Here is a 17,936-nt window from a genome sequence, read left to right as displayed (position 1 = left end):
ACATGACCTCCACCGCTAAACCACTTCACGACATCAACCGCCGTGGCTTTGCCTCCGATAACTATTCAGGGGTGCACCCAGAAATTCTGGACGCGATCGCTGCAGCTAATGGTGGTCATCAATCCGCTTACGGCTCAGATGTGTATACCCAACGGCTGCAAGAGGTAATTCGTGGCCATTTTGGTGCTAAAGCGCAGGCGTTCCCGGTGTTTAACGGCACAGGCGCCAATGTGACTGCTTTGCAGTCAGTTCTTCCTCGATGGGGTGCTGTGGTGTGTGCTCGTACGGGGCATATCAATGTTGATGAGGGGGGTGCACCGGAGCGGGTTGGTGGTTTCAAGATCTATTCGGTGGACACTCCTGATGGCAAGCTCACGCCTGCGTTGCTCGATACCGAGGCGTGGGGTTTTGGTGATGAGCATCGTGCACAACCAGCTGCGGTCTCGATTACGCAGTCGACTGAGTTGGGCACGATTTATGCAGTTGAGGAGGTTCGTGCTCTCGCAGATCGTGCGCACGAGCTGGGCATGATGCTGCATATGGATGGTGCTCGACTGTCTAATGCTGCGGCGTCGTTGGGGTTGGATTTGCGGGCGTTCACGGTGGATGCCGGTGTGGACATTCTTAGTCTTGGTGGCACGAAGAATGGTGCCTTGGGCGCTGAGGCGATTGTTGTTTTTGATCCTGACAAGCTGTCTGGTGTGAGTGATGCTTTGCGGTATAACCGCAAGGCGGACATGCAGTTGGCGAGCAAGATGCGTTTTGTGTCTGCGCAGCTTGTTGCGTTGTTTGAGGGTGATTTGTGGCTGCGTAGTGCGCGGCATGCTAATGCGATGGCTGCGCGTTTGCGGGCTGCGTTGGAGGGGGTTCCGGGAGTGATGTTTACCCAGGAGACCAAGGCCAATGGTGTTTTTGTGATTTTGCCTGAGGGGGTGGCTGATGTGGCTCGTGAGCAGTACGCCTTCTACGACTGGGATCCGGCGCGTCGTGAGGTGCGGTGGATGTGTTCGTTCGATACGGCGCCGCAGGATGTGGATGCGTTCGCTGATGTGGTTCGTCAGGCCTGTGCGAAGGCGCCTCTTTTAGGGGACTACACCAGTGAGGCACCTGTTGCGCATGCGTGATGGGTGAGGTGAGGGGGCGTGTGGAGTTTGTCTTTGCACAGCCCCCCTTTTTTTGTGTGGCTAGCTGGTGGTGATGTTTCGTAGGTATCCGGCGAATCCTGCTTCGACGTTGCTGTGCAGGCGGCTGGAGGTGCGTACGCGGGTGGTGTCGGTGGAGATGATGTTGGCTCCGGCGGTGCGGGCGTGTTCGACGAGGGTGATGTCTTCGTGGAGTGTGATGGCGGGGAATCCGCCGATGTGCAGGTAGGTGGAGGCGCGGATTCCGAGGTTTGCGCCGTGGATGTAGGGGTGGGTTTCGGTGAGGTTGTGTTGGGCGTGCCAGGTGTTGAGGAGGGTGGGGTTGGTGTGGGGAGTGGGTTCGACGGTGCCGGTGATGAGGTCGGCTCCGTTGCTGGCGAGGGTGAGTTGTGCGCGTATCCAATGTGGTGGGACGAGGGTGTCGGCGTCGGTGTTGGCGATCCAGATGTGTTCGGGGGCGGCTAGGAGGTTTGGGTCGAGGGTGGCGATGGCGGTGCAGATGGCGCTGTGGCGAGCGGCGCCGACGTTGTGTGCGTTGAGGGTGGTGGTGAGCGCGCCGTAGGAGTGGGCGATGGTAGGGGTGGCGTCGGTGCATCCGTCGAGGGCGATGACGGTGGTGCAGGTGGTTCCGGTGTGGGTGTGTGCTTGGGTGGTGGCTTTGGTGAGGTGGGTGAGGCAGCGGGGTAGGTGGTCTTGTTCGTTGTGTGCGGGGATGGCGACGATGACGTGTCGGGGCGTCATCTATTTTCCTGTTTTGCGATGGAGGTGGGGCCGCCGTAGATGTCGATGGTGAGGTCGGCGTCGCGGTATTGGGCGGTGCGGGGTAGGTCGAGCAGGGTGACGGCTTGGGCGTGGATGTGGGGGCCGTCGAGGGGGATGTTGTTGGTGGGGTGTTGCCAGTGCGCGAGGATGAGTTGGCCGCCTGCGGTGAGGGTGCGGCGGCAGTGGCGCAGGGTGGCGAGCCAGTCGTGGGGGGTGAGGTAGTAGCCGATTTCGGAGTTGATGATGAGGTCGTAGGGGCCTTCGGGTAGGTCGTATGGGGTGGCTCCGGTGATGAAGGTGGCGTGGGGGATGTTGCGTTGTTGGGCGATGCTGATGGCGGTTGGGCTGATGTCGATGCCGGTGATGGTGTGAGTGTGTTTGGCGAGTTCTTCGGTGAGGCGGCCGTCGGCGCAGCCGATTTCGAGGGTGGCGTTGTGGGTGGGTTGGCGCAGGATTGCGGTGAGGAGGGCGCGTTTTCGGGTTTCGTAGTAGGAATTTTCGAAGTTCCAGGGGTCGTTGTTGTGGGTGTACATGGTGGTGAAGGGGGTGGGGTCTGGAGGTGTGGTGGGTGTGGCTAGGTCGCTGGTGTGGGTGGGGGTGGTGAGGATGAATGTTTCGATGAGGCGGTGGGCTCGGGTGGTGACGTTGGGGGTGATGATGGGTTCGTCGCCGGGCAGTGGGCTGAGGGGTTGGGTTTGGGTGCGGTGTTTGGCGAGTGCGGTTTTTTTGGTGGTGAGGGTGTGGGGTGTTGCGGGCAGGGTGATGGTGTTGTTCCAGGGCAGGTCGTTGGGGGTGCCCCAGTGCCAGAGCCAGAGGGGGTAGTGCATGAGGAGGGCGCCGGTGGTGGTGGCGGCGGTGTGGGCGGCGGCGCCGAGGGTGTCGTGGTCGGTGTGGCCGTCTTTGGGGTAGGGGGCGAGGAGGATGGTGTGTTTGTTGGTTGTGGTGGTCAGGGTGTGGGCGAGGTGGTTGTGGTGGTGGGCGAGTTTGGAGTCGGGGAGGTTGAGGTGGGTGATGGTGGCGCCGGGGGCGAGGGTGTTGATGGCTTCGTGTAGTTCGTTGTGGCGGGTGGTGGAGAGCATGTTCGCTGTCCAGGTGGGGGAGTGGGGGTGGGAGGCTTCGCCGTTGGTGGCGACGAGGATGGTGATGTGTAGGCCGGCGCGGTGGGCTTCTTGGATGAGTAGGCCGGCGCCGAGGGTTTCGTCGTCGGGGTGGGCTGAGGCGACGAGTAGGTGGGTGTGGTTGTTGAACAGGGTGGTGGTGTTCAGGGTGGGGACGCGGTCCCAGCGGGGGTCTTGGAGCCAGGTGTGTTCGGGGGTGCCGGGGTCGGTGTGGTGGAAGGTGGGGGTGGTGTTCATTGCGTGTTGGTGGTGTTGAGTAGGTGTTTGCCGAGGGTGGCGTGGTCACGTTGGGCGTGGTGTTGTCTGAGGTAGACGGTGAGGTCGGCGATGCGGCGGGCGTGGGTTTTGTTCAGGGTTAGGGGTGCTGGGCCGGTGGCGTGGCCGACGTGGGTGATGGTGTGTTCGGCGGCTTCGGCGACGATGGAGCGGGTGCGTAGGGCCAGGATGGTGCCGTGTTTTCCGGTGGCGTGGCCGGTGTCGATGAGGGTTGCGGCGATTTCGAGGGCGTGGCGTGCGTTTTCGAGTTCGATGTCGGTGTGGCCGATTGCGGCTAGGGCGATTTGGTCTGGTTCGCGGTGGGGGTTGTGATGGTAGAGCTGTTGGGCGATGGCGCGGGCGGCGCCGTACCAGATCGCGGCGACGGCGATGCCGCCCCAGGTGAATCCGGGGCGTTCGAGGTACCAGTTGGGTGGTCCGATGGGGATGGCGGGTATGTCGGTGCAGGTGATGGTGGAGGTGGTGATGTGGGTGAGGCCGCGTGCTGCCCAGGCGTGGGAATCGATGGTGATGTCGTCGGTGAGGGCGATGGCGTAGAGGCTGGTGGTGTTGTCGGGGTTGGTTGCGGTGACGAGGGCGTGGGTGAGGTGGTTGGCTAGGGAGCACCAGGTTTTGGTGCCGGAGATGGTGGGGCCGTGGGGGCTTGGGTGGGCGTGGAGGCCGTGTCCGGGGGTGTTGGCGGCGAAGACTCCCCAGGTGGAGTTGTGGTCGACGGTGATTCTGCTCAGGTCGACGGGGTTGGCTTGGGTGAGGATGGTAAGGGCGTCGAGGTGGGGTTCGATGGTGCGTGCGACGGTGAGGTCGATGGCTGCGATGTGGGCGAGTTGGTTGAAGTAGGCGAGGGTGTCGTTGCCCAGGGTGTGGGCGATGGGGGATAGGCGGGTGGCGATGGTGAGGCTGTCGTTGATGATGTTGGGTCCGTGTGCGGCGGCGAGGACGGCATCGACGGTCGATGGTGCGGGGGCGGGGACCGTGGGGAAGATGCGCATGTGTTGACGCTACGTCTGGCGGGGTGGTTCGTCGTGGTGGACAGGCGGTGTTGGGTTGTTGGGTTGGGGGGTGTTTTTGTGGCTGTGCTGAATTTTTACGAATTGTTTAATAACGGTGCGGGAATTCATCGGACAGATTTCGGGTGCGGGTATGAGAGTGGGGGGACTGCGCCACAGTTGTCGCGGTGTCGCCCGTTGGCAGGGTGGCTCGCGGTGTGTCTTGTTGAGGAGGACCGTTGACCAGCCAGCCCCGTTTTTCATCGGAAGTTGTTCAGGAGCGCCGTCTTGTGACGGAGGTGCCGGGGCCGCGTAGTCGGCAGATGCATGAGCGGACGTGTGCTGCTGTGTCGGCGGGGGTGGGGGTTGGGTTGCCGGTGTATGTGGAGCGTGCCGGTGGTGGGGTGTTGGTCGATGTGGATGGTAATCATCTGATCGATTTTGGGTCTGGGATCGCGGTGACTTCTGTCGGTAATTCCGATGCGCGGGTGGTTGCTGCGGCTGCTGAGCAGTTGGAGCGGTTTACGCACACGTGTTTCATGGTGACGCCGTATGAGGCGTATACGCAGGTGTGTGAGATGTTGAATGAGGTAACCCCGGGTAGCCATCCCAAACGCAGTGCTTTGTTTAATTCCGGTGCTGAGGCGGTGGAGAACGCGGTCAAGATTGCGCGGCTGTTCACCGGTAGGGATGCGGTGGTTGTGTTTGATCACGCGTATCACGGCCGCACAAATCTGACGATGGCGTTGACGGCGAAGAATATGCCGTACAAGCAGGGGTTTGGTCCGTTTGCCGGTGAGGTGTATCGGATGCCGATGGCGTATCCGTATCGATGGTCGGGGCCTGCGGAGTCGATGGTGCAGGACGCATTTGAGGCGTTTGAGTCTGCGGTGCATGCGCAGGTGGGTGAGTCGAATGTGGCGGCGGTGGTGATTGAGCCGATTCAGGGTGAGGGCGGTTTTATTGTGCCGCCGCCAGGGTGGATGGCCAAGATCGCGCAGTGGTGCAAGCAGCACGGTGTGGTGTTTGTTGCTGATGAGGTGCAGACCGGTTTTTGCCGTACGGGTGATTGGTTTGCCTGCCAGGCTGAGCAGGTGGTGCCGGATCTGATCACGACGGCTAAGGGCATTGCGGGTGGGTTGCCGTTGTCGGCGGTGACGGGGCGCGCGGAGATGATGGATGCGGTGCATGCGGGTGGTTTGGGTGGCACGTACGGCGGTAATCCGGTTGCGTGTGCGGCGGCGTTGGGGGCGGTGGCCACGATGCGTGAGGAGGATTTGGCTGGGCGTGCTCGCCGTATCGGGTCGATTCTGCAGGAGCGTTTGGAGGGTATTGCTGCTGGTTATGGCGTTATCGGTGACATTCGTGGTCGGGGGGCGATGATGGCTGTCGAGATCGTTAAACCTGGCACGAAGACTCCTGACCCGCAGGTCACGAAACGTATTAGTGCTGCTTGTCACGCTGCGGGGGTAGTCACTCTCACGGCTGGCACGTACGGGAATGTGTTGCGGTTCCTGCCCCCGCTGGTGATTGGTGAGGACCTGCTGCGTGAGGGGCTTGATGTGCTCGAGCAGGCTTTCGCGGATGTTGTCGCTGCGAGCTGACTTTTTCCCCGGGTTTACGAAAGGAACACGATGAATCGTTTGCAGAATGTCATTGACGGCGTTTTTGTTGATGCTTGCGCGACGGACAGTCTTGATGTTGTCGATCCCACCACGGGGAAGGTTGTTGCGGTGTCACCGATTTCTGGTGCCCGTGATGTGGATGCTGCTTTTGATGCGGCGTTGCGTGCTTCGCGGACGTTTAAGCGCAGCACTCCTGGTGATCGTCAGAAGATGCTTTTGGCTTTCGCTGATGCGCTTGAGGCGGCTGGGGAGGAACTTGTTGATGCCCAGGCGCGGAACACGGGGCAGCCGCGTCAGCAGATCCTCGATGAGGAGGTCATGGCTGGCGCTGACCATATTCGTTTTTTCGCTGGGGCTGCGCGTACATGTGAGGGTCGGGCTGCGACGGAGTATGTGGAAGGGCACACGTCGTATGTGCGCCGTGAACCTATTGGTGTGGTCGCGCAGGTCACTCCGTGGAATTACCCCATTTTGATGGCGTTGTGGAAGTTGGGGCCGGCGTTGGCTGCGGGGAACACGGTGGTATTGAAGCCTTCAGATACCACTCCGGAGTCCACGCTGGTGTTGGCCCGGTTGGCGGGGGAGGTGTTCCCCGCAGGGGTGGTCAATGTTGTTCTTGGTGATGCTTCTACTGGTGAGTTGATGAGTAGGCATCCAGTGCCGGGGCTGGTGTCGATTACTGGGTCGGTGCGTGCTGGGCGTGCGGTTGCTGCTGGGGCGGCTGCAGGGGTGAAGCAGGCACATCTGGAGTTGGGTGGCAAGGCCCCTGCGGTGGTGTTCGCGGATGCTGATTTGCAGCGTACGGCCGAACAGCTGGTCATGTTCGGGACGTTTAACTCTGGGCAGGATTGCACCGCCGTGACACGGGTGTTGGTGCAGGAGAGCGTGCATGAGCAGTTTGTGGACCTTCTCGTCGCTGCCGCGCGCAACACGACCACGGGCACGGGGCAGGGCGATGATTTCGGGCCGCTGAACAACGCTCGGCATTTCGCTCAAGTGAAGGAAAAGCTGGCGCGAGTTCCTGCGCATGCGCGGGTGTTGACTGGTGGCGCGGCGTTGGAGCGTGAGGGTTTCTATGTGCCGGCCACGATCATTGATGGGGTTCGCCAAGATGATGAGCTTGTCCAGGAGGAAACCTTCGCGCCGGTGTTGACAGTGCAGACATTCAGCACTGAGGAAGAGGCAGTACAGCTGGCTAATGGGGTGGAATATGGGCTCGCTTCGAGTGTGTGGACCAGTGATCACGGCACAGCAATGCGGGTTTCCCGAGATTTGGATTTCGGGTGTGTATGGGTGAACACGCATGTGTTGCTTGCTGCTGAAATGCCGCACGGCGGTTTCAAAAGCTCTGGGTACGGCAAGGATTTGTCTGTCTATGCGTTGGAGGAGTACACGCGCATTAAGCACGTGCTGCATTCTCTTGAGGTGTGAGCCGTAGCTCACACCTGGTGGCGCCGTCGCAGCAGCTGTGCGCCTGCTCGTAGCAGCGCAGTCAGCAGAACTAGCGTGTCGCCCCGGCATGTGTTGCGGTCAGGGCAGGCGCGGGGCAGCCTCGTCGTATGACGCAATCACATGACCCTGTTGAGGTCTCACGCAGTGACCGCCAAGCCAAAGAGATGGAGTCCGCTAAGCAACGTGCTGAAGATGCTCATCCCGGGCAGGCTGGGTATGGACAGCCCGGGCAGAACACAGGCCGCACTCACGGCCATATTGAAGACGAAGCCCGTCAGGCCGACAGTCCAGAAAAACACAGCTAACAAACTGACTTCGCTATCGCGCCGGAGCAGATATCAACCTGCCACGGCGCCGATTCCTACCAGCTGTGCTTAAGCACAGCTGAGTTTCCTGCTCCGGCAACGCCATCACAGTGATGTTGTGGGCTTCGGTGGGGCGGTTCGCACCTGCTGTGGCTGGCTGAACCTGCCACCATGGTGGTGATGACTGCGTTGACCGACCACATGCCGCCCACCACCGATTCCGCTCCCGAGGGAGAGGCCCTATTTGAAGGGTTTGCCCAGTGGGCTCTAGAGAGCGGCGTGGTCCTCTACCCCCATCAAGAAGAAGCCGCGCTGGAACTCGCGGCCGGGTCGAATGTCATCCTCGCCACCCCCACCGGGTCAGGCAAGTCCATGGTGGCGCTCGCAGCTCATTTTTTTGCGCTGGCTGACTTTCAACGCACTGGTCGCCGCACCTACTACACCGCTCCGATTAAGGCGTTGGTGAGTGAAAAATTCTTCGACCTTGTGGGTAAGTTTGGGGCGCGTAACGTCGGCATGATCACCGGTGATGCTTCGGTGAATGCGGATGCTCCGATCATTGCGTGCACTGCTGAGATTCTCGCTAATTTGGCTCTGCGTGATGGGGAACATCTGGCTGTTTCCACCGTCGTCATGGATGAATTCCATTTTTACTCTGAGCCTGATCGTGGCTGGGCGTGGCAGGTTCCGCTCTTGACACTCCCGCATGCCCAGTTTTTGCTGATGAGTGCCACGTTGGGTGATGTGTCGTTCTTCCGCAGTGATTTGACTGCCCGCACGGGGCGAGAAACAGCTCTGGTAGATAACGCCGAACGCCCGGTCCCGTTGTCTTTCGAGTATTCGACTGACCCGATCACGGACAAGCTTGTGGAGCTCATCCAGACCCGCCAAGCGCCTGTGTATGTAGTGCATTTCACACAGAAAGACGCGCTAGAACGGGCGCAAGCTTTGTTGAGTGTCCAGGTCGCTAGCCGTGAAGACCGTGACAAGATTCTCGAAATGCTGGGTGGGTTCCGGTTTGGGAAAGGCTTTGGCACCACGCTGAGCAAGCTGATTCGCCACGGCATCGGTGTTCACCACGCCGGGATGCTGCCCAAGTATCGGCGCATCGTGGAAACCCTCGCTCAAGCTGGTCTGCTCAAAGTGGTGTGTGGCACAGACACCCTTGGTGTGGGGATTAACGTGCCGATTCGTACTGTTCTGCTCACTGGTCTGACTAAATTCGATGGAAGCCGCCAACGTGTACTTAAGGTGCGCGAGTTCCATCAGATCGCTGGTCGAGCTGGCCGCGCTGGATTCGACACCACAGGAACCGTCGTAGTGCAGGCTCCTGAACACGTCATCGAAAACATCAAAGCCGAAGAGAAGGCTGCTGCCGACCCGAAAAAGAAGAAGAAAGCCCAGAAAAAGAAAGCCCCCGATGGGTTTGTCTCCTGGGACGAGAACACATTCACGCGACTGGTGGAGGGTCAGCCAGAACCGCTGGTGTCTCGGATGCGGGTGACGCATGCCATGGTTCTTGATGTCATTGCCCGCTCTGAACTAGATGACGCAGACCCGGTTCTGCTCATGCGGCGCCTCATCTGGGACAGCCATGAACCCACGGGGCGCAAGTACCGGTTGCAGCGCCGCGGAATCGAAATCCTGCGTGCCTTGAAGACCGCCGATATCGTGGAAACCTTTCGCTTACCGGCCTCGGCGGTTCCTGGCGGAGTCAGCTGCGACACCGATGACCGAATTGGCTCTGAAGATATCGAATTTGATCAATTAACCCCTGCTTTCGATCTGCGTAAGCGCCTGCGTCTAGTTGATGACCTCCAAGATGGATTCGCGTTGAACCAGCCGCTGTCCACTTTCGCCCTTGCAGCTCTGGAGCTGCTTGACGAAGACTCACCGACTTACGCTCTTGACCTGTTGTCCGTGGTGGAGGCAACGCTGGAGGATCCCCGCGTCGTGCTGTGGGCTCAGCAGCGCAAGGCTAAAGGCGAAGCGATCGCTGAGATGAAAGCTGACGGCATCGACTATGCCGAGCGGATGGAGCTGCTGGAGAATGTCTCGTGGCCTAAACCGTGTGAAGAGATGCTGCGCGCGGCCTACGACACCTACCGTCAAGGTCGCCCATGGCTGACCGAAGATCTCCTCAGCCCGAAAACCGTGGTGCGGGAAATGTTCGAGAACGCACGTGGTTTCGGAGAGTTCGTGCGGGTCTATGACCTCGCCCGATCTGAAGGCGTGGTGCTGCGCTATCTCACTGACTGCTACCGCGCCCTGCGACAGACGGTGCCTGAGGTGTATCGCACTGATGAGGTCGACGACATCATCACCTGGCTTGGGCAACTTATCCGTGCTACTGACTCCTCGCTGCTGGATGAGTGGGAAGCACTCACCGATCCGCAACGGCAACAGACCGAAGAGGTTCGCCCACCAGAGGTGGAAGTTCGCCCCATCACCGGCAATTCTCGGATCTTCCGTATGTGGCTGCGTCAGGCAATGTGGCGACGCGTGGAGTTGTTGGCTGAGGGCAACGTGTTGGGTTTGGCGGAGCTGGATTCATCCGCTGCTGATGTGTTGGATTTGCGCCGCGCTGAGGTGCCCCCACTGACATCTGAAGAATGGGATGACGCGCTTGCGGGCTATGAGGACGTGTATGGCGAGGTGCCGGATTCGATTGGCACTGGTGCAGATGCGCGAGGGCCGAAATTTTTCCGCATCGATGAAAAACCGGCCTTCGAAGACGAAGACCCGGCCGGTCCTGGAGCGGAAGGGCACGTTGTGTGGCAGGTCGAGCAGATCCTCGATGATCCTGAACAAGACCGTGATTGGCGGATCGTTGGGGTGGTTGATTTGACGGCTTCGGATGAGGTGGGGGAGTTGGTCGTGTGGGTTCGAGACTTGACTTCGGTGTCGTAAGGCAGGCCCGTTTCGGACACGTGCGGAAAATGTGATGTTCGTCACTTTGGGTTGTGTGTATATGGTGCGCTGGTCCGTGTTGTGAAGGCGCGACGTACTAGGTGAACGGTCGTTTCCTGTACGTATGTATAGATTCCGCTGAATCTGTGAAATGCCCACTACGTGGAATCGAAATCAATCCATATGCCTGTGAGGCTGACTTGGCCGGTCAGGGGGCCTAATGTGGGTCGGGTGAGACAGTTGGACATCAAGTTCGTTGCTGTCGGCCCCTCTGAAGCGGAGCAGCTTCGCCGGGTGTGGCTCGACATGCTCGCCGAAGCACCAGGCGTTTATGCCGAGACCCTGGATGAAGCGCTCGCCTGTGGCGACGCAGACTGGGTGGCGCGTGCCCGTGAGTTCACGCGCTGGGGCACCGCGGCTTTTGCTGCCGTGGATTCCCATGGCCGATTTGTTGGTTTTGTGTCCGGATATGTGGACCGTGAAGGTGAAGAACGCCTGGGGCAAGTTGCCTTCCTTCACGTTGTTCGTGAGCTTGGCGCACCCACAGGAGACGTGGCCGCTGCGTTGATCGCGCGCTTGTCTGAATGGATGCGTGACCACTGGGTCTCGAACGTGTTTATGTCAGTTCGGGAAGAAAGCCGATGCGCTGACCTCCTGCGCAGTGCCGGGTTCGTTGAAACCGGGGCGCGCCGTGTGGACACTCTGGATGAAGAATTCGACGAGATCGAGTTCGTCTGCCCGTTGTGGGATCCGCTGAGCGTGGAAGCAATGCGATCCACAGTGTTCGCCCTCGGTGTCGCTTAGTAAGTGAATACCCGCCCTTGTGGGTAAGGCGTGACCAAGGATGTCTTCGACACTCTGTGGAGTCGGTACGGTTGTGGCGGTTGCTAGTTCGTCCCCCGTACAGCCCCCTGTGAGGAGATCCTTTCGATGAACGTCACCGGTACGTACCGTCTCCAGCTGAACGCCGATTTCGGGTTCGCGGACGCGGAGGCTGTGGTGCCGTACCTGGCCGCCCTAGGTGTGTCTCACCTGTACCTGTCGCCTGTGTTGCAGGCTGCGCAAGGGTCGATGCATGGCTACGACGTGGTGGACCACAGCCGTGTCAACGCGGAGCTGGGTGGTCGAGAAGCACTCGAGTCTTTAGCCGCTGCTGCGCACGAACGCGGGTTAGGCATCATCGTGGATGTAGTTCCTAACCACATGGCATTCGTGGCCCCCGAAAGCGCTAACAAGCCACTATGGGAAGTGCTGCGCGATGGGCGTGACGCCCCGACAGCAGAGTGGTTCGACATCGACTGGCGTGTTGGCGGCGGCCGTCTAGGACTACCAATTCTTGGCGATGACCTACCCACTGTTCTGCAAGCGCAAGAAATCACGCTCGACCGGGTGGAACTTCCTTGCACAGATGGCCGCGCCGAATGGGTAATCCGTTACTTCGACCATGTACTTCCTATCGCGTTGGGCACCGAAGGTGAGGCCTGGCCAGGGTGCGCAGATCCAGAAATCGTGGGGGCGGTGCTGGACCGTCAGCACTATCGCCTCGCAAGTTGGCGCGACAAAGACAGCGTCCTGAACTATCGCCGCTTCTTCGAAGTGGACGGGCTCATCGCAGTGCGAGTTGAGATCAAAGAAGTCTTCGACGCCACCCATGCTCTCCTGCTCGAGCTACATAAAGCCGGCGTGATTGATGGGTTCCGCATCGACCATCCGGACGGTTTGGCAGACCCAGAGCAATACCTCAACAACCTGGCTGCAGCCACAAAACGCGGCACCCCCATCTTCGTAGAAAAGATCATCGAAGGCAGCGAAGTTCTGCCCGAAAAGTGGAAATGTGCCGGCACCACCGGATATGACGGGCTGCGAGTAGTGCAAGCCGCACTAGTCGACACAGCCGCCGAGGCAGTCATCACCCAGCAGTGGCGTGCCAGTGGCGGTGATGAAGACCTCGCCGGCGCTTCCGAAGCAGCCAAACGCCAGGTGGTAGCCCAATCACTTGGCCCAGAACTGGAACGGTTAACGCGCCGTGCACGTGAGGTTCTCCCTGAGCGTGACCCCGAGCGTCTACGCGAGGCAATCGCTGAGCTGCTCGTTTCCGGTGAGGTGTACCGAGCCTACCTACGCGCGGACGAAAAACTCTCACCCGATGCACGGCGACGGTTGACCGAAGCGTTCTCCGCAGCACGAGCAAACCGACCCGATCTTGACGATGAGCTGGTGGCTCTTGTCCCACTGGCTGTGCCCGACGATGAATCCACTGCCCCGGCTATCGACTTCAGCGTCCGGTTACAGCAAACGTGGGGTCCGGTGATGGCTAAAGGCATCGAAGACACCCTGTTTTACCGCAATCACCGCTTGGTAGCTCTGAATGAGGTAGGTGGAGACCCCGATGACCTCGAACACGGCTCTGTCCAAAAACTGCACACCTGGGCCCAACATCAGGTGCAGAACTGGCCCGGCGGCATGACAACCCTGTCCACCCATGACACCAAGCGCAGCGAAGACGTACGCGCCCGCATTCTCGCTATTGCAGGTGACACCCAAGGGTGGGAAGAACTCTCTCGCTTGTCACGTGAATGTGCCCAGGAAATGGGCGTAGATATGCCAACAGCGCACCTGGTGTGGCAAACACTGGTCGGAGTTGGTGACATCGACCATGAACGCATCCAGGCGTACCTACAAAAAGCAGTACGTGAGGCGAAAGTACACACCTCCTGGGTCGACGGAGATGAAGAATACGAGCGCCGGATAGTCGAATTTGCAGACAAAGTGCGCTCAGGTGGTGCGTTGCATGAGGCCATTGAACGCATTGTTGAAAAAAACGCACAAGCAATCCGCGCCCACGTACTCGGAGCCAAAACACTCCAGCTAACGATGCCTGGGGTACCTGACGTCTACCAAGGCTGCGAAGTGGTGAACCTGTCCCTGGTTGACCCAGACAACCGCCGCCCCGTGGACTACGCTCGCCGCCTCGGGCTTCTCGAAGCACTCAATCGCCTAGGACTAGGAGAAACCCCCTCCCTCGACGAAGAAAAACTGCACGTCACCTCCCGGATACTCAAACTCCGTAAAGACGCCCCCGCCTTGTTTAATGGCAGCAGCAGCTACACGCCATTGACCACTAACAGTGAATTCGTTGTCGGGTTTGAACGATCCACCACGGCAGGGCGCATCGCAGCAGCATTCGGGTGGGCCAAATCCCGCAACCTCGTGACAATTGTTTCCCGCGCACCTCAACGCCTAGAAGCTGCAGGAGGATTTGGTGAGAGCACCGTGACACTGCCCGAAGGTACATGGCACGACGTGCTCACCGACGACATCACCTACGAAGGCGGCCACGTCCGACTCGCTGACCTTCTACACCGCTTGCCCGTAGCAGTACTCGCCCAGTGAGACTCCACAGAACATGACACACGAACCCACCTCAATCGCTTCCCTGAACCTTCCCATCGACCTGTCTGCAAACCTCCCGGAGAACAAGGCCGACATGAGCGACGCCGTCTCCGACATACGTATGCGCACATTCGAGGTATGGGCACCCAACGCCTCAGAAAGCGTCGACCTCGTGCTACGCGGCGAGCGAGTACCGATGCAACGCAACATCACCGAAGGCTCCTATGCACACATGTGGTCAGTGCGCGCCCAAGCGGCCGTGGGAGAAATGTACGGATTCGTCGTTGATGACGGTCAAGCACGCCTAGATCCGCGAGGATTACGCCTCCCCGATGGGCCTCACGGCCTATCCCTGGTCTACGACCACAACTTCACCTGGACAGACACCGACTGGTCCGGAGTCGAACTGGACCGCGCCGTCTTCTACGAAATGCACGTGGGCACATTCACCCCCGGACGCACCTTTGATGCAGCCATCGAACGCCTCGACCACCTCGTCGACCTGGGGGTAGACATCGTCGAAGTCATGCCCATAGCCTCATTCCCCGGCGACTACGGGTGGGGATACGACGGCGTGGCCCCCTATGCAGTACACGAACCCTATGGCGGCCCAGACGGATTCAAACGATTCGTCGACGCAGCCCACGCCCGCGGCCTGGGAGTGTGCCTCGACGTCGTTTACAACCACCTCGGCCCAGACGGCAACTACCTCGGCGAATTCGGCCCCTACTTCACCGACAAACACCACACCCCATGGGGATGGGCCCTCAACACCGATGGCCCCCACTCCGATGCAGTACGCCGATACATCATCGACAACGCAACCATGTGGCTACGCGACTTCCACGTCGATGCGCTACGCCTCGACGCAGTCCACGAAATCCATGACGAACGAGCCCTCTCCCTCCTGGAAGAACTCTCCACAGCCGTGGAACAGCTCTCCCAGGAACTAGGCCGACCCCTACTACTCATCGCCGAAAGCGACCGCAACGACCCCGCCACCGTCACCCCCCAAACCCACGGAGGACTCGGACTAGCCGGGCAATGGGCAGACGATGTCCATCACGCCCTCCATGTCGCCCTCACCGGAGAAACACAGGGATACTACGGCGACTTCGCCGGACCTCACTGGCTACCCAGAGCCATGCGCCGACCCTTCCGCCACGACGGCTGCTGGTCCTCCTTCCGCGGACGCACCCACGGACGCCCTATCGACCCTGAAACCGTCTCCGGCGAAGCATTCATCGTTTCTCTTCAAACCCACGACCAGGTTGGCAACCGCGCCACCGGAGACCGGCTCTGCGCCACCATCGGTCATGACCGCCTCCGCCTGGGCGCAGCCCTACTACTCACCAGCCCCTACACACCCATGCTGTTCATGGGCGAAGAATGGGGCGCATCCACCCCGTGGCAATATTTCACCGACCACGTCGACGAAGAACTCCAAGAAGCAGTCCGTCAAGGACGCCGCCAAGAATTCGCCGCACACGGATGGGACGAAGCACAAGTCCCCGACCCCGGCGCATATTCCACCCTGGAAAACTCCACCCTGAACTGGGAGGAACGCAGCAATGGCGAACACGAATCCCTGCTCCGCTGGTACAAAGCACTCTTGGCTCTGAGGAGCAGCCGTCGAGAACTGCGCGCCGGAAACCTCGCCGACGTCACCATCACCGGCCCCGAAGGCACCCCCATCGGCTGCGGTCACGGACCAGCCACAACCGCTGACCCCACACCCCAAGATGCAGACACCACCACTGCCCTAGAACATGCCCGCCACAGCGGCCCAGGCGCCTTCGTCGTACACCGAGGCAGTCACCGCATCGCCGTCAATCTTGGCGCCCAGACCACTACTCTCCCACTCAAACTCGACAACATCAACGCAGCCACCATCCTGCTGGCTTCGGACCCAACCATCTGCCTCACCGAGGACACCGTCACCCTCAAACCCGACGGCGTAGTGGTGGTCGGCCCGGCAGTCTGACATGAGCCAAGACAACAACCGCCGATTCCACAAACCCGCAAAGCTATCGAGCGAGGCCTTTGACTCCTTCGCTCAAGACGAGCTCGACCCCGCTATCGTCTCTGCCATCGCGCACGACACGGCCGCTGCCCTCGTGCGCGCTGGCAGAGAAGCAACTGACCCCGCCACCACAACACGCCTCGTCGGCCTCATCGATGAGATCGGCATCGAAATCGTCGCCGAGCTCTGGGCAGGACAAGCAGCCCGATCACTGCCCGGAGCGCTATGGCGCCTCTACGCACTCAAAGAATGGATCCGCCGCGACCCCATCGGTGCATCCACCGAATACCGCGAAGGATTGCGCTTCGCTGACGTAGCTGCAGTGGTAGCAGGAGTGGCCTGCCCGCCAGGCCCTGAAGAACTGCGCACCATGATCGACAGCATCCTGCGCGGAGTCTTCGACGGTGATCTAGCTATGGCACTACACCGTGCTGGTGCCTTCTGCCGAGTCATCGCTGCCGGCCGCGCCGCCCACCTAACCCACGAAGACCCCAACGATTCGCGCAAACACGCCGACCAAGCCGCCGCCATGCTTAACACCGGCGAAGATCTGGACACCTGCGCCGGTATGTGGCGCCGAGGCGACCTCGTCTAAGAACACAACAGAACCACCCAAAAACCAATCCACGAGCTCACGAAATCTAGATCCCGTTCACCATGTGTTCACCTAGGTACCTCTCTCACGTCACCCATCCCCACGTATCTTCAAGACGTATTGCGATGCCGGATGGTGCTCACTGACATACCCAGGAGGCGACTGCCCAAGGAATAACCCTTGCCTCCATCCGCACCACTCGGCTGTGCATACACCGACCCACAGCCATCAGAGAGGCACCCTCGAAGTGAAATTCGCCCACCTTCGCCGCACCCTCGCCGTGACAACACTCATTGCCTTAGCTGCCACCGTGGTCGCATGCAGCGCAAACGGGTCTAAAGCGACAAGCGGTAACGGCGCAGGTGTCAGCGGCAGCATCGCTGGTGCCGGAGCCAGCTCCCAGCAAGCAGCTGTCGCCGCATGGAAAGTCGGATTCGAAAGCGACAACCCCAACTCCACTATCAACTACGATCCAGTTGGATCCGGTGGTGGGCGAACCCAGTTCCTTAACGGTGGAGTTCAATTCGCTGGCTCGGACGCCTACCTAAAAAAAGAAGAGCTCGCCAAAGTCACCAACGCATGCACACGAGGCGAACTCATCGAAGCGCCGGTTTACATCTCGCCCATCGCTGTTGCCTACCGGATCTCAGGTATCACTGACCTGCAACTGTCCGCTCCCGTCATTGCTGACATCTTCTCTGGCAACATCACTAAATGGAACGACCCCAAGATCATCGCCGACAACCCCGGCAAAACCATGCCCGACTTAACCATCACCCCCGTGCATCGCTCCGATGAGTCAGGCACCACCCAAAACTTTACCGACTACCTCAACAAGGCCGCCCCCCAACAATGGCCACACAAACCCCACGGCAGCTGGCCCCTCAAAGGTGGCGAAGCAGCCAAAGGAACTGCTGGCGTCGTACAAGCCATCAAAGCTGGTGACGGAACCATTGGCTATGCCGATGAATCACAAGTCGCGGATCTAGGTAAAACCAAAGTAAAAGTCGGCAGCGAATACGTCGCCATTTCTGCCGAAGCCGCAACCAAAATCATCGATAGCTCACCCGTCGCAGCCGGACGTCCTCAGTACTCCCACGCACTTGACATCAAACGAGACACCACCGAGGCCGGGAACTATCCCATCGTGCTTACCTCGTACGCCCTGGCCTGCACCAAATACAAAGACAAACAAACAGCCGAGCTCGTCAAAAGCTGGCTCACCTACATCTTCTCCGAAGACGGACAAAAAGCTGCTCAACAGTCCGCCGGGTCAGCCCCCATCTCTAACAAAACCCGCGAAGCAGCCATGAAAGGTATCAACGCGATTACCGCCGCGAAATGAACTG

General features: G+C 60.0%; 13 protein-coding genes. 10 read left to right on the top strand and 3 right to left on the bottom strand.

All coding sequences use genetic code 11. The annotated features are described in order from the left end of the window. Positions 1-2 precede the first annotated feature (2 nt). The gene (locus AC2T9U_RS09625) at positions 3-1,124 is read left to right on the top strand and encodes a threonine aldolase family protein (protein ID WP_493695937.1); all 1,122 of its coding nucleotides are present in this window, start codon (positions 3-5) and stop codon (positions 1,122-1,124) included. A 60-nt stretch (positions 1,125-1,184) separates the two neighbouring features. On the opposite strand, the gene AC2T9U_RS09620 is transcribed toward AC2T9U_RS09625, so the two are convergent. The 3 genes from AC2T9U_RS09620 to AC2T9U_RS09610 are packed head-to-tail and all read right to left on the bottom strand — an operon-like array spanning position 1,185 to position 4,287. Further along, on the bottom strand, positions 1,185-1,883 hold the full coding sequence (locus AC2T9U_RS09620) for a glycosyltransferase family 2 protein (RefSeq protein ID WP_115029239.1): 699 nt from the start codon (positions 1,881-1,883) through the stop codon (positions 1,185-1,187). Continuing rightward, positions 1,880-3,259: a PIG-L family deacetylase gene (locus tag AC2T9U_RS09615; RefSeq protein ID WP_493695936.1), complete on the bottom strand. Its 1,380-nt coding sequence runs from the start codon at positions 3,257-3,259 to the stop codon at positions 1,880-1,882. The genes AC2T9U_RS09620 and AC2T9U_RS09615 overlap by 4 nt, the downstream gene beginning before the upstream one ends. After that, the gene (locus AC2T9U_RS09610; protein WP_493695935.1) at positions 3,256-4,287 is read right to left on the bottom strand and encodes an acyl-CoA dehydrogenase family protein; all 1,032 of its coding nucleotides are present in this window, start codon (positions 4,285-4,287) and stop codon (positions 3,256-3,258) included. The genes AC2T9U_RS09615 and AC2T9U_RS09610 overlap by 4 nt, the downstream gene beginning before the upstream one ends. Before the next feature lie 236 nt (positions 4,288-4,523). Here AC2T9U_RS09610 and gabT point away from each other — a divergent pair, with 236 nt between their 5' ends. From gabT to pstS, 9 genes are all read left to right on the top strand, one after another. Further along, positions 4,524-5,888, top strand: coding sequence for a 4-aminobutyrate--2-oxoglutarate transaminase (gabT, locus tag AC2T9U_RS09605; RefSeq protein ID WP_493695934.1), 1,365 nt, complete (start codon positions 4,524-4,526; stop codon positions 5,886-5,888). A 30-nt stretch (positions 5,889-5,918) separates the two neighbouring features. After that, positions 5,919-7,340 (top strand): aminobutyraldehyde dehydrogenase, encoded by a 1,422-nt coding sequence (locus tag AC2T9U_RS09600; protein WP_493695933.1) that lies wholly within the window; start codon positions 5,919-5,921, stop codon positions 7,338-7,340. 128 nt (positions 7,341-7,468) lie between these two features. Continuing rightward, on the top strand, positions 7,469-7,666 hold the full coding sequence (locus AC2T9U_RS09595) for a hypothetical protein (RefSeq protein ID WP_147279140.1): 198 nt from the start codon (positions 7,469-7,471) through the stop codon (positions 7,664-7,666). 180 nt (positions 7,667-7,846) lie between these two features. After that, positions 7,847-10,576 carry a DEAD/DEAH box helicase gene (locus tag AC2T9U_RS09590; RefSeq protein WP_493695932.1) on the top strand — a complete coding sequence of 910 codons (2,730 nt, stop codon included), beginning with the start codon at positions 7,847-7,849 and terminating at the stop codon, positions 10,574-10,576. A gap of 231 nt (positions 10,577-10,807) precedes the next feature. Further along, on the top strand, positions 10,808-11,380 hold the full coding sequence (locus AC2T9U_RS09585; RefSeq protein ID WP_493695931.1) for a hypothetical protein: 573 nt from the start codon (positions 10,808-10,810) through the stop codon (positions 11,378-11,380). Positions 11,381-11,506: 126 nt separating this feature from the next. After that, a complete protein-coding gene (gene treY / locus AC2T9U_RS09580) occupies positions 11,507-13,969 on the top strand; it encodes a malto-oligosyltrehalose synthase (RefSeq protein WP_493695930.1) in 2,463 nt (820 codons plus the stop codon). Positions 13,970-13,982: 13 nt separating this feature from the next. Further along, positions 13,983-15,953 carry a malto-oligosyltrehalose trehalohydrolase gene (gene treZ / locus AC2T9U_RS09575; RefSeq protein ID WP_493695929.1) on the top strand — a complete coding sequence of 657 codons (1,971 nt, stop codon included), beginning with the start codon at positions 13,983-13,985 and terminating at the stop codon, positions 15,951-15,953. 1 nt (position 15,954) lies between these two features. Beyond that, positions 15,955-16,587: a hypothetical protein gene (locus AC2T9U_RS09570; RefSeq protein WP_208302940.1), complete on the top strand. Its 633-nt coding sequence runs from the start codon at positions 15,955-15,957 to the stop codon at positions 16,585-16,587. A gap of 205 nt (positions 16,588-16,792) precedes the next feature. Beyond that, positions 16,793-17,932 (top strand): phosphate ABC transporter substrate-binding protein PstS, encoded by a 1,140-nt coding sequence (gene pstS, locus AC2T9U_RS09565; protein WP_493695928.1) that lies wholly within the window; start codon positions 16,793-16,795, stop codon positions 17,930-17,932. The last annotated feature ends 4 nt before the right edge of the window (positions 17,933-17,936 follow it).

The sequence above is a fragment of the Dermatophilus sp. B7861-1 genome (assembly GCF_058996045.1).
The sequence above is the reverse complement of the archived record's forward strand: the minus strand, read 5'-3'. Positions and strand labels throughout refer to the sequence as shown.

Bases quoted from the DNA above. Each gene is read 5' to 3' on its own strand.
- AC2T9U_RS09600 (WP_493695933.1), top strand. From the start codon at position 5,919: ATGAATCGTTTGCAGAATGTCATTGACGGCGTTTTTGTTGATGCTTGC.
- treZ (WP_493695929.1), top strand. From the start codon at position 13,983: ATGACACACGAACCCACCTCAATCGCTTCCCTGAACCTTCCCATCGAC.
- AC2T9U_RS09570 (WP_208302940.1), top strand. From the start codon at position 15,955: ATGAGCCAAGACAACAACCGCCGATTCCACAAACCCGCAAAGCTATCG.
- AC2T9U_RS09590 (WP_493695932.1), top strand. From the start codon at position 7,847: ATGACTGCGTTGACCGACCACATGCCGCCCACCACCGATTCCGCTCCC.
- AC2T9U_RS09625 (WP_493695937.1), top strand. From the start codon at position 3: ATGACCTCCACCGCTAAACCACTTCACGACATCAACCGCCGTGGCTTT.
- AC2T9U_RS09615 (WP_493695936.1), bottom strand. From the start codon at position 3,259: ATGAACACCACCCCCACCTTCCACCACACCGACCCCGGCACCCCCGAA.
- AC2T9U_RS09610 (WP_493695935.1), bottom strand. From the start codon at position 4,287: ATGCGCATCTTCCCCACGGTCCCCGCCCCCGCACCATCGACCGTCGAT.
- AC2T9U_RS09595 (WP_147279140.1), top strand. From the start codon at position 7,469: ATGACGCAATCACATGACCCTGTTGAGGTCTCACGCAGTGACCGCCAA.
- AC2T9U_RS09620 (WP_115029239.1), bottom strand. From the start codon at position 1,883: ATGACGCCCCGACACGTCATCGTCGCCATCCCCGCACACAACGAACAA.
- treY (WP_493695930.1), top strand. From the start codon at position 11,507: ATGAACGTCACCGGTACGTACCGTCTCCAGCTGAACGCCGATTTCGGG.